Source organism: Phenylobacterium sp. (genome assembly GCF_036502675.1).
Lineage (GTDB): Bacteria > Pseudomonadota > Alphaproteobacteria > Caulobacterales > Caulobacteraceae > Phenylobacterium.
This window is the reverse complement of the sequence record NZ_DASXYF010000107.1, coordinates 35,903-47,877: the sequence shown is the minus strand read 5'-3', so window position 1 is coordinate 47,877 and position 11,975 is coordinate 35,903. Positions and strand designations below refer to the sequence as shown.

Genomic DNA, 11,975 nt, shown 5'->3' with positions numbered 1-11,975 from the left:
ATCAGAACCTCCCACGGACGCCCAGGTAGGCCGCCCTGCCGGTGGAACCATAGTTGCGCACGGTCTCGTAGTCGTCGTCGAAGGCGTTCTCCACCCGGCCGAACACCTCGATGGCGTCGTTGACGGGGTAGGACGCCCGCAGATCCAGCAGGGTGTAGGCCTGCAGCACCGTGGCGTTGGCGGCGTCGTCGAAGCTGCGGCCGACGTAGCGGATCTCCCCGCCCAGCGCCGCGCCGTTGGCCCAGGTGTAGGTGGCGGCGATGTCGGCCTGCTGCTCCGGCCGGCGCGGCAGGCGGTTGCCGTCGTTGGCCGAGCCCGCCACGGCGTTGCGGGCGTGGGTGTAGGTGTAGCTGGCCTCCACCGTCAGCGGGCCCAGGTCGGCGGAGGCCTCCAGCTCGGCGCCCTCGGCCTTGGTGCGGGCGACGTTGTCGTAACCGCCCGAGCGGCGCACGCCGTTCACGAAACAGACCGGACTGGCCGCGCTGGCGAAGCAGGAGACGAAGTCGATCTGGTTCTTCGTCGCCCGCTCGAACCAGGTCGCCCGCAGGCGCAGCCGCCCGTCCACGAAGCGCTGCTCAATCCCGGCGTCCCAGCCGTCGGCCTGCTCGGGGGCCAGGGCGAGGTTTCCGTATATGCTGTAGAGTTGGTAGAGGGTCGGGGCCTTGAAGCCCTGGCCGTAGCTGGCGCGCAGCACGGTGTTCCCGTCGTTCAGCGACCAGGCGAGGTCGGCCTGGCCCAGGGTGTGGTCGCCGAAGGTGTCGTGGCTGTCGCGGCGCAGGCCGCCGGTCAGGGTCAGGCCCTGGAGCACCATGCCGCGCACCTGGGCGTAGAGGCTGTCGATCCCCGCCTTGCCGCGGACCGGCGCGGGGTTGGCGTCGAAGGACGAGGGCGAGGCCGTGCGCATGGACGCATCCTCGGACTCCGCCCCGAAGGTGGCCGCCCAGGCCTCGGAGAAGGTCCAGACCCCCTGGTACTCGAAGCGCCGGTTGCGGCCGCGGGCGTCGAAGGTTTTGGTGGTCACCGTCTGGGCGGGGTTGAACTGGTCGCGGTCGGTGCGGGTGTAGTTCACCCCCAGCCGGTTCTTCAGCGCGCCGCCCAGCAGGTCGAAGTTGACGCCGGCATAGCCCACGAGGTCGCGGGTCAGCGCATATTCGGCGGTGTCGTCGAAGCTGAAGGCCGGGGCCGGGAAGCCGTCGAATTCGTTGCGGCCCTTGGAATAATAGCCGCGCAAGTCGAGGCTCACCGCCTCGCTCAGCTGCACCCGGCCGCGGGCGGTGGCGCCGGTGTTGCGGTAGCCGTCCTTCTCCGTCCCGTAGCGATAGGCCGAAACCCCGCGGGTGCTGAAGCGGCCGGCTGCGATCCGCCAGTCGCCCCAGGTCCCGGCGCCGCCCGCCGTCGCGCGGACGTCGGCGGTGCTCATGGAGCCGCCTTCCGCCTGCACCGTCGCCTCGAACGGCTTCGTCGCCCGGGCGGTGAGGATGTTGACCACGCCGCCGATCGCCTGGCTGCCCCACAGGGTCGACTGGCTGCCGCGCAGGACCTCGATGCGGTCGGCGTCGCCGATCATCAGGTTGGCGAAGTTGTAGCCGCCACTGGTGGACGCCGGGTCGTTCAGCTTCACCCCGTCGATGGCCAGCACGGTCTGGCCGTCCTCCGCCCCGCGGATGCGTACCGAGGTCACGCCGCCGGGGCCGCCGTTGCGGGTGACGCTGACGCCGGGGACGCGGGCGAGCAGGTCGCTGGCGAGCAGCGCCTGGCTGGCCGTGATCGCGTCGTGGTCGATGACGGTGACCGACTGTCCGATGCGGTCGGCGCGCTGGGGCGTGCGGTTGGCGGTGACGATGAGTTCGCCCACCGCCTGGGCGGCGACGGCGGGCGTCGCGGTCTGGGCGAAGGCCGGGCTGAAGCTGGAAAGCGCCGCGAGGGCGGCGGTGGAAAGCAGCATAGGTCGCATGGGTCATCCCCTGGTTCATGACGGCGACCGGCGAAGCTCGGGCAGGACGGGGCGGGCTTGACGCACGCCTGTCCGGCCCGCGCCGCGCGCGGCCAACAAACGTCGCCTGTCGGGAAGACCCGTTCGCCCGGCGCACCCCGGCCGGTCGAAAGACGACTGCGTCAGGCAGGTCTCCTGGCTCGCGGGTCGCAGCCGGTGCGCGTCGCCTTCCCAGACCGAGGTCCAGTGGACTATGACGCGCGGGCTCGCCGCTTACAGTTGCGGGGGCAGCCCAGGTGTCGCACCTGAGTTCCCTTTTCACCCCTTGCGGGGACCTGTCGCAGCGCCGCCTTAGGCGCAGCCGGCGGGCGCGTCAATCGCGGGAGCACGGCCATGGGGCTGACTTTGCTGCTGGGCGGCGCCCGATCGGGCAAGACCCGCCATGCGCTGGCGGCCGCCCAGGCGCGGGCCGCGGAGACCGGCGGGCGCCTGGTGATGATCGCCACCGCCGAGCCGCTCGACGCCGAGATGGCCGCCCGCATCGCCCGCCACCGGGCCGAACGCGGCGGCGGCTGGACGACGGTGGAGGCGCCGCTGGGCCTGGCCGGGGCCGTGCGCGCGTTGGGGCCCGCCGACGTGGCGGTGATCGACTGCCTGACGCTGTGGCTCTCGAACCTGATGGGGGCGGACGCGGACGTCGACGCCGAGGTCGAGGCGTTCGCCGAAGCGGCGTCGGCCTCGCCGGCGGCGCTGTTCCTGGTCTCCAACGAGGTGGGCGCCGGCATCGTGCCGGACAATGCGCTGGCCCGCCGCTTCCGCGACGCCGCGGGCCTCGCCAACCAGCGGCTGGCGCGGGCCGCCGACACGGTGGTGGCGGTGATCGCCGGGCTGCCGCTCCGGCTGAAGGGATAGAGCCGGCCCCCTCGCCTCACACCTCGATGTTGTAGACCCTGGCGGCGTTGCCTGAGAGCACCTTGACCTTCTCCTCTTCGGTCAGGCCGCTCATCGCCTTGTCCATGTCGTCGATCGGATAGAGGCAGATGGGGTGCGGGAAGTCGGTCTCGAACATCACGTTGTCGACCCCCACCGTGCGGATCATGTAGGTCAGGTCGCGGCGCTCGAACCAGAAGCAGGTATAGAAATTGGTCGCGAAGTACTCGGAGGGCAGGCGCTGCAGCGTGCCCACGTTGACGCCCACTTCCTTGTACTCGTGGTCGAGGGCTTCAAGGATGAACGGCACCCAGCCCAGGCCGCTCTCCACCGAGACGAACTTCAGCTTCGGGAAACGGTCGATCAGGCCCGAGAGGACCAGGTTGCCCATCACCCGGCCGTTGTTCATGAACAGCATCGCCCCGCCCAGCGCCATGCGCAGGTCGTTCGGCAGGCCCGGCCAGCCCTGGTCGCCGAACCAGTCCATCGACTGCTCCGAGCCGCCGATATGGAAGTTCGCCGACATGTCGAGGGCTTCGCAGGCCTCCCACATCGGGTCCCAGAAGGGTTGGCCCAGATCCGGCAGCTTGCTCCCGTCGGAACCGGTGAAGGTATGCGGGTCGGAATTGATGTTGACGCCCCGCAGTCCCATGGCGCGGGCGCGCTCCATCTCCTTGACGGCCAGCTTCGGGTCCCACCAGGGCAACAGCGCCATCGGAAAGATCCGTTGGCCGCTCTCGGCCTGGAACTCGCCCATCGCGTCGTTGAAGATCTGCACCGAGGCCAGGCGCAACTCGTCGTCCACCCGCGCGGCCTTCTGGCCGCCGAAGCCCAGGATGTTGGGATAGAGCACCTGCGCGGCCACCCCCGTGGCGTCCAGCAGCTCCACGCGCTCCTTGGCGCTGTATGAGGACGGGTGCACGTCCTCGATCTGTTGCTTCAGGTAATCCAGCCCCGGCCACTTGCCGCCGTCCCTTTTGACGGTGCTCGACGGACTGGCGCCGAGGCCGATAACCTTGTCGCCGTCGATCACCCAGGAGCGTTTGCCGTCGATCACCTTCACCTGTGGCACGCGATCCTTCAAGCTGGCCGGCGCGCGCCTGGTCCAGAGGTCGTGGGGCTCGGTCAGATGGGTGTCGACGTCGATCACCTTGCGGCCGCCGAAGACCGACGCATCGAGAATGGGCTTGTCCATGGCGTTCCCTCCGGCCGCTGCGCAGCCTTGCGGCGACGGTAGAACGCGGCGGCGGCGAGGGAAAGCCGGCTGGCGTAACAGACGCCGGCTTGTTTTTCAGGAGCTTACGAAGCAGGCCGGCGCCGCATTACTTCAGGGAGCCCCGCTCCAGCAGGCGGGCCGTCAGCGTCGGGTCCACGCCCAGCTCGGCGCAGACGCCGGCGGTGTTCTCGCCCAGCGCCGGCGGCGGGCGGTCCAGGCGCAGCGGCAGGTCGCCAAAGTCCCACAGCGCGCCCACCTGCTCCAGCCGGCCCCAGTCGCGGCTGTCGTAGGCGGCCACCAGCCCCTGGGCGCGGGCCTCGGCGGAGTCGAAGAAGGCGTCCATCTGGTCCTGGCGCGCCGGCTCGGCGGGGACGCCGGCGTCGCGCAGGCGGGCCAGCACATACTCCCGCGGCCAGGCGGCCACGGCGGCCTCCAGCGCCTCGGGCGCGGCGGCGTCGAAGGCGGCCAGCAGTCCTGCCCGCTCGGCCGGCGTCCTGGCCAGCAGCGCCAGCCACCGGCCGTCCTCGCAGCGGTACAGCCGGTCGAACGGGCTGAGGCCGGTCTGGGCGGCGTCGAGCCGCGGGCGCGGCGTGACGTTCCCCGCGTCGTCCATCGTCACCTCGCCGATCGACTGCAGGCACTCGCCCAGCAGGGAGGCGCCGCAGAACTGGCCCCGGCCGGTGGCCTGGCGGTGATGGATCGCCAGCAGCGCCGCGGCGGCGGCCTGCAGCCCGCAGTGGTAGTCCATGTAGGCGTTGCGCATCCACATGGGCGGATTGCCCTCGCCCGCCGCCTCCATCTGCCAGCCGGAGGCCGCCTGGGCCAGCGGGTCGAACCCCGGCCAGTCGGCGCGGGGGCCCTTCGCGCCGTAGGCGTCGATGTGGCAGTAGACCAGCTCCGGGCGGTCCGCCGACAGGGTCTCGTAGTCCAGGCCCAGCCGGCGCACGGCGCCCAGCCGGACGTTGTGACAGACCACGTCGGCCCAGGCGGCGAGCGCGTCCACCACCGGCCGCGCCTCCGGCGCCTTCAGGTCGATGGCCAGGGCGCGCTTGCCGCGGTTGCCGGAGGCGAAGGACTTGGCCGGGCGCCAGAAGCCGGACGCCGGCGGGCGCAGGCCGTCGCCGCCCACGGGCTCCAGCTTGATCACCTCGGCGCCCAGATCGGCGAGGATCATCGCCAGGAAGGGGCCGGCGATGTACTGGCCGAGGTCCAGCACCCTGACCCCGTCCAGCGGCGGGCGCGCGGGGCCGCGGGCGACCTCGGCCGGCGGTCGCGGCGGCCAGTCCGGCGGTCCGGGCGGCGGCGTGCGGATGCGGCTGGGCGGTGCGGTGAGATAGGGCGCGCCGGGCTGCCAGCTCGCCCCGCCGGCCGGGTCCTCCACCCGCACGGAGAAGCCGTTCACGCGGGCCTGCGCGTCGGCGTAGATCTCGCCCAGCTCCAGGCAGGGGAAGGCGGGCACGTCGGCGCCCCACAGCGCCTCCAGCCAGGCGGCGCGGGGACGGCGCGCGAAGGCGCGGGCCTTCAGCGGCTCGGGCAGGCCGACGTGGCCCAGGCCCGCGCCGCGCACGGGCCGGTCGGGGGGCGCGGGCGGCGTCTCGCCCAGCTCCCGCAGCGCCTCGGCCATAAGCGGCAGGAAGTCCGCCACGCCGATCACCTGCATCCACAGCCCGTCGGCGCAACGGTAGCGGGGATTGCCGAAGCCGCCCTCCGCCGGGCCGCGGCGGCTGAGCGTGCGCGACATGTAGGCGAACGCCGGGGCCTCGGCGCGCGCCCACACGCAGCCCATCGAGGCCAGCGCTCCCTGCAGCAGGCTGGTGCGCACGGTCCCGCCGCGCCCGTCGCGCCGTCGGGCGATCAGCCGGGCCAGCACCCCGATCAGCGCCAGCCGCGCCGCCCCCAGGGTGGCGAAGGGCGCGCGGACATAGACCGGCCCCTCCGTCCGCGAAAGGCCCGTGAACTCGTCCAGCATGCCGGCGCGCGCCAGCACCAGGCTGTCGGCGCAGGGGCCGTCGGCCTCGGGACCCGCGCCCGGAAAGGCGGTGACCGCGCAAACCACGAGCTGCGCGAAGCGCCCGGTGAGCGTGGCGTCGTCCAGCCCGAGGGCCGCGGCGTGCGAGGGGCCGTAGTCGTGGATCAGCACGTCGGCGCCGGCCAGCAGGTCCAGGAGCCGCGCCCGGTCCTGCGGCGCCTCGGGATCGAGGTCGAGCACCGCCTTCGACCGCTGGCGCACCGCCGCCGCGTCCCCGCCGGCCGCGGCGAGGCGCGCCACCTCGGCCCCGGACTCGGCAAGCTGGCGGGCGGCGAGCTGGCCGGCCGCGCTGCGGGCCAGGTCCAGCACCCGCAGTCCGTGGAGGACGCCCGCGGGCTCCGCCGCGCCGGCCACCTATTCGGCCGCGATCCGCGGCGCCTTCCACCAGGAGAGGTCCAGGCCGAACAGCCGCGCGGCGTTGGCGCCCAGGATCTTGCGCTTGGACTCCTCGCTGAGGCCCTTCATCGCCTTCAGGCCGTCGACCACCCCGTCGAAGTCGTGGTCGGGGTGCGGATAGTCGGTGGAGAAGCAGAGGTTGTCGTCGCCGATCGCCTCCACGGTGAAGGGCAGCAGGCGCTCGTCGCCCTCCGCGCCCACGAACACCTGCCGCTTGAAATACTCCGACGGCTTCAGGGCCAGCGGCGCGCTGGCGTGGCCCCAGTGATGGGCGTGGTCGTCCATGCGGTCGAGCCAGTAGGGCGCCCAGCCCACCCCGCACTCCACGATCATCGCCCGCAGGTTCGGGTGGCGCTCCAGCACCCCGCCCATGATCAGGCTGAGCAGGCCCATCTGCTGCTCGAACGGATGGGAGACCATGTGGCGGAACAGGAAGTTGTCGTAGCGGTCGAGGCCCACCTGCGGCAGGTCCTGGGTGGTGCCCTCGTGCAGCACGACGGGCACGTTGTTCTCCGCCAGCACCGCCCACAGCGGCTCATAGGCCGGATGCTCCAGGGTGCGGCCGCCGATGGGGTTGGGCCGCATGAACGCGCCCTTCAACCCGATCCCGGCGCCGCGCCGGGCCTCGGCGATCGCCGCCTGCACGTCCATCTGCGGGATCACCGCCGGCGCCACCAGCCGGCGCGGGTCGTGGGCGCAGAAGTCCGCCGCCCAGTCGTTGTAGGCCCGGCACATGGCGACGCAGGCGTCCTTGTCCTCCAGGCTGAAGAAATAGAGTCCGGCGGTGGGATAGATCACCATCACGTCGACGCCGGCCCGGTCCATGTCGGCCAGCCGGGCCGCAGGGTCGGCGGCGCCCGGCAGCCGCTCGGGCTTCTTGCCGGGGGGCAGCGGGATGTAGGGCAGCAGCTTGTCGCCCACCATGCGCCGCGTGCGGCCGCGGCTGTCGACCACCCGCCTGGGCACGGCCGAGGCGTAGCGCTGGTCGAGGTATTTCGCCGACCAGGTCTCGGCCGGCTCGATGAAATGGGCGTCGGCGTCGACGACGGGGCCGTAGGACATGGCGCGCTCCTGGGGTGTACGGGGCCTCGGCCCGGCCGGGCGGCCACAGGTTGCCACAGGGGTCACGCCACGGCGAGACCGCCGTTGATGGTGATGGTCTGGCCGGTCAGGTGCGCCGACTGCGGCCCGCAGAGGAAGACGGCCATGGGCGCCAGGTCCTCCGGCCCCGGCAGCCCCAGGCCCGCCCGCCGCTCGGCCTTCTCGAAGATCTTGCGGCTGAACTCCTGGCGCATGACGTTGTCATAGGCCTGGGTGTCGCGCACCAGCGAGGGCGTCAGCGCATTGGCGCGGATCTGGTGGCGGGCCATCTCCCGGGCCAGAGTGCGGATGAACATGGCCGCGCCGGCCATCGCGCCGCCCACCACCGACTCGCCGGGGGTGGGGATCTTGGCCGCGTCCGACAGCACCGCCAGGATCGCCCCGCCGCCCCGGCCCATCATCTGCGGGACGGCGTAGTGGCAGGCGTAGACCAGCGACAGGAAATAGCCCCTGGCGGCGCCCTCGAACGTCTCAGGCCCCAGCTCTGTGAACGGCTTCACCCCGCCCGACGGGTTGGGCGAGCGGCCGGCGTGGACCAGGATGTCGACGCCGCCGAACCGCTCCTGCGCCACGTCGAACAGCACCTTCTGCGAGGGCCCGTCGCTGGCGTCGGCGGCCACGAACAGGTAGTCGGTCGCCGGCGCGGACTCCTTCAACCGCGCGACCGCCGCCGCCCCGCTGGCCTCCGTGCGGCCGTTGACGATCACCGCCCGGGCGCCCACCTGGCCGAGCTGGCGGGCCACCTCGAAATTGATGCCGCCGGTGGCCATCATCACCACCGCGACCTTTGAGCTGAGCAGGTCCGACATCTCGCCTCCCGGGCTGTTCTCCTACGCGGGATGCCACGCGGTTTGCAGGCATCCTAATTCCCAGGGCCCGCCGATGACCAGCCTTCAGCGGAGGATTGGAGCCCGGCGGCGGTTGCGGCGGCGTGCGCCGTGAGGCAACGTCCGCGACCATGGCCCCACGCCCCGACGCCGTCCTGCTGCACCTGCCCCGCGAACCGCTGCGCCAGCGCCTGTCGGCGGTGCGCTTCATCGAGGCGACCGACGAATCCACCCTGGACGCCGAGGACCGCGCCAGCATCCGCGCCGTCGTCACCAGCGGCGTGCAGCGGCTCGGGCCGCAGCAGATGGACGCCCTGCCGAACCTGGGCCTGATCGTCGCCATCGGCGCGGGCATAGACGGGGTGGACCAGGCCGCCGCCGCCGCGCGCGGCGTCCGCATCGCCACCGGCAGCGGCGTCAACGCCGAGGACGTGGCTGACGCCGCCGTGGCCCTGTTCCTGACCGCGGCGCGGCGGATCGTCAGCAACGACGCGCGCGTGCGGACCGGCGGCTGGCTCCCCAGGGAGCTGCAGCCGGTCCGCTCGGTAGGGGCGACGGCGGTGGGGATCGTCGCCATGGGCCATATCGGCAAGGCCATCGCCGCCCGGCTGGCGCCGTTCCGCTGCAGGCTCGCCTGGACCGGGCCGCGGCCGAAGCCGGAGGTGGAGATCCCCTATGTGCCCGACCTCCTGGAGCTGGCCCGGCAAAGCGACGCCCTGATCGTGGCCGCGCCGCTCAACGCGGAGACCGAGGGCCTGATCAGCGCCGAGGTGATCGAGGCGCTGGGGCCGCAGGGCCTGCTGGTCAACATCGCCCGCGGCGGGGTCGCCGACGAGGACGCAGTGATCGCGGCGCTGAAGGACGGCCGGCTGGGTGGCGCGGCCCTCGATGTCTTCCAGCAGGAGCCCACGCCGCCGGACCGCTGGCGGGACGTGCCCAACGCCGTGCTCTCGCCCCACACCGCCGGCGTCACCCACCAGGCGATGGCCGCGGTCTACGACCTGGCCGCCTCGCGCGCGATCGCCTACCTGCGCGAGGCCCCGCCGCGGCGCTCCGGCTGAAACCCGACGCCCTTCATCGCCCGGGCGAGCCCGAAAACTGACGTTCGCCAGTAATTTTAAGCTTGCGTCCCGGGACCCGGGCTCCCAGCCTTGGCCGAATTCGAGCGAACCCTCGCGAAGGGAGGCGACGAAGACGCGATGACCGAGGTCCCTCCGGCCGGCCACAGCCGGTTGCGCAGCAGCTCCAAGTTCCTCAACCACCCCGGTCTGCGCGAGTGGTGCGCGCGCGACATGCTGCGCAAGAACGGCCCCGACCAGGCCTCGCCGGCCGGCGGCTACCAGATGATCCGCATCCTGGAAGACGAGCTGCAGGGCGACGCCCGGGTCGAGGACCTGCTGGCCGCCGAGCGCCGCGTCCACCCCGGCCTCGACGCCTGGCTGGACCGGGCCTACGTCCCGACCTTCACCGCCGCCGATCTGCAGGACCTGCCCGAGACGTCCCTGGGCAAGATCTTCTACGACTATATCGTCGAGCGGAACTTCGAGCTCGACTTCCACCCGCCGATGCCGAAGACGATGTATGCGCTCACCCGCCTGATGCGCGCGCGCAGCCACGACATCGAGCACATCCTGCTGGGCGCGGGCTTCGACTACCTGGGCGAGCTGGTCCCCGCCTATTACTGCCTGACCCAGCTGCACAAGGAATTCAGCCCCGAGCTCGCCGGCGAGCTGTCGCAGCTCTACATGCTGATCTCGCTGCGCTACACGGTGCGCACCGTGCTGCACTATCCCGAGACCTGGCCGACGGCGATGGAATGCATCGCGCGCGGCATCCGGGCCGGCGAGCAGTCCGATTTCACCTACATGGCCAACTTCGAGCCCTACCTGCACCTGTCCGTACCGGAGGCGCGGGAGGCGCTCGGCATTCGCGGCGTGGCCGACATCGACACCGAGCCCATGTCGCTGAAGTGGGGCGACGCCTCGCACCGGGCCCTGGTCGAGGCCTCGGCCAGGCGGGCGGCGAAGGGCTAGATCCATGGTCCGCGCCGCGGGCCGTGCGAGGCCAACGCTACGAAGGAGAGGGTCGCATGAGCGGCGCGGACCAACTGCTGGGCCTGCAGGATGCGGTGGTGCTGGTCACCGGGTCGGGCTCCGGCATCGGCAAGGCCACCGCCCTGCTCTACGCCCAGGCCGGGGCGCAGGTGGCCTGCTGCGACATCGGCGAGGCGGCGGCGGCCGCCACCGTGGCGGAGATCGCCGGCAAGGGCGGCCGGGCGATCGTCCTGCACGCCGACGTGACCCGTCAGGCGGACGTGCGCGCCATGGTGGCCGAGACGGAAGCGCGCCTGGGCCCGCTGGAGGTGGCGGTCAATGTGGTGGGCGGGTTCGGCGGGGCGAAGCCCAGGCCGTTCATGGACCTGCCGCTGGAAGAGTGGGAGATGCCGCTGCGCGTCAACCTGACCGGCACCATGCTGTGCTGCCAGGCCGAGGGGATCGCCATGGCGCGGCGCGGAACCCAGGGCCGGATCGTCAACTTCGCTTCCTCGAGCGGGATCGCGGCCTCGCCCTCCATCGTCCACTACGGCGCGGCCAAGGCGGCGGTCATGCACCTGACCAAGTCCGTGGCGCTGGAGTACGCGGAGTACGGCATCCGGGTGAACTGCGTGGTCCCGGGCACCCATTGGACCGCCGGGATCGAGCGCCAGGCCACGGACCCGGAGACCGGCGCCCGCATCCGCGCCTTCGCCGAGCGGGTGCGCGAGCAGACGCCGTTGAAGCGGATGGGCGAGACCTGGGAGACCGCCGGCGCGGCCCTGTTCCTGGGCTCGAAGCTCTCGTCCTACATGACCGGCCACATCGTGATCTCCGACGGCGGCGTGCTGCACACCACCGCCCGCGGCGGCGTCTCCGAAGGCATGACGCCCAAGGCGCTGGAGTGAGCGTCGCACCGGGAGGCCTCGATCCAAGCCCTGGCCGCGGGTCGGCAGCATGACCCCGCCCGGGACCTGCGGACGCCGCCCCGGGCGCTAGCTAGGATGGACGCCGACGAACTTGAGGACGCCGACCGAAGATGGCCAAGCAGCGCGACCTGATCCGCATGACCGAGGCGGAGACCGCCGCCTTCATCGAGGAATGCCGCAGCATGGTCGTGGCCACCCTCGGCAAGGACGGTGCGCCGCACCTCACCACGCTCTGGTTCGCGGTCGAGGATGGAACCTACATCTTCGAGACCTACGGGACCTCGCAGAAGGTGGTGAACCTGCGCCGCGACCCGCGGATCAGCCTCATGTGGGAGGCGGGAACGGAGTACGGCGAGCTGCGCGGCGTCACCGTCCAGGGACGGGCCGAAATCGTCGGCGAAGGCCCCCGGCTGCTGGCGCTGATACGGCAGGTGATGGCCCGAAACGCGCCCCGGTTCGCCGGCGAGGCCCTGGACAGGCACGTCGCCGGCATGGCCCGCAAGCGCGTGGCGATCGTCGTCCACCCAGAGAAGACCATCAGCTGGGACCATCGCAAGCTGGCGGCGGCGGCCCCCTAGCTA

General features: G+C 72.2%; 10 protein-coding genes and 1 riboswitch. Of the genes, 5 read left to right on the top strand and 5 right to left on the bottom strand.

What is annotated here, in order from left to right; all coding sequences use genetic code 11:
* Position 1 precedes the first annotated feature (1 nt).
* A complete protein-coding gene (locus tag VGL30_RS13750) occupies positions 2–1,954 on the bottom strand; it encodes a TonB-dependent receptor domain-containing protein (protein ID WP_331540572.1) in 1,953 nt (650 codons plus the stop codon).
* A gap of 147 nt (positions 1,955–2,101) precedes the next feature.
* Positions 2,102–2,287, bottom strand: a riboswitch (cobalamin riboswitch).
* Between the two features lie 39 nt (positions 2,288–2,326).
* Between VGL30_RS13750 and cobU the strand changes: the two genes are divergently transcribed.
* Entirely contained in the window at positions 2,327–2,845 is a 519-nt protein-coding gene (cobU, locus tag VGL30_RS13745) for a bifunctional adenosylcobinamide kinase/adenosylcobinamide-phosphate guanylyltransferase (RefSeq protein WP_331540571.1), read from the top strand.
* A gap of 16 nt (positions 2,846–2,861) precedes the next feature.
* Here cobU and VGL30_RS13740 read toward each other — a convergent pair whose 3' ends face one another.
* From VGL30_RS13740 to VGL30_RS13725, 4 genes are all read right to left on the bottom strand, one after another.
* Entirely contained in the window at positions 2,862–4,058 is a 1,197-nt protein-coding gene (locus VGL30_RS13740; protein ID WP_331540570.1) for an amidohydrolase family protein, read from the bottom strand.
* A 127-nt stretch (positions 4,059–4,185) separates the two neighbouring features.
* Entirely contained in the window at positions 4,186–6,462 is a 2,277-nt protein-coding gene (locus VGL30_RS13735) for a CoA transferase (protein ID WP_331540569.1), read from the bottom strand.
* On the bottom strand, positions 6,463–7,566 hold the full coding sequence (locus VGL30_RS13730; RefSeq protein ID WP_331540568.1) for an amidohydrolase family protein: 1,104 nt from the start codon (positions 7,564–7,566) through the stop codon (positions 6,463–6,465). It abuts the gene before it with no gap.
* 62 nt (positions 7,567–7,628) lie between these two features.
* Positions 7,629–8,414 (bottom strand): SDR family NAD(P)-dependent oxidoreductase, encoded by a 786-nt coding sequence (locus VGL30_RS13725; RefSeq protein WP_331540567.1) that lies wholly within the window; start codon positions 8,412–8,414, stop codon positions 7,629–7,631.
* A gap of 149 nt (positions 8,415–8,563) precedes the next feature.
* On the opposite strand from VGL30_RS13725, the gene VGL30_RS13720 reads away from it, so the two are divergent.
* The 4 genes from VGL30_RS13720 (at position 8,564) to VGL30_RS13705 (ending at position 11,972) form a co-directional block, all read left to right on the top strand.
* Entirely contained in the window at positions 8,564–9,493 is a 930-nt protein-coding gene (locus VGL30_RS13720) for an NAD(P)-dependent oxidoreductase (RefSeq protein WP_331540566.1), read from the top strand.
* Between the two features lie 138 nt (positions 9,494–9,631).
* Positions 9,632–10,465 (top strand): hypothetical protein, encoded by an 834-nt coding sequence (locus tag VGL30_RS13715; RefSeq protein ID WP_331540565.1) that lies wholly within the window; start codon positions 9,632–9,634, stop codon positions 10,463–10,465.
* A gap of 56 nt (positions 10,466–10,521) precedes the next feature.
* On the top strand, positions 10,522–11,373 hold the full coding sequence (locus tag VGL30_RS13710) for an SDR family NAD(P)-dependent oxidoreductase (RefSeq protein WP_331540564.1): 852 nt from the start codon (positions 10,522–10,524) through the stop codon (positions 11,371–11,373).
* Between the two features lie 131 nt (positions 11,374–11,504).
* Entirely contained in the window at positions 11,505–11,972 is a 468-nt protein-coding gene (locus tag VGL30_RS13705; protein WP_331540563.1) for a pyridoxamine 5'-phosphate oxidase family protein, read from the top strand.
* Positions 11,973–11,975 lie beyond the last annotated feature (3 nt).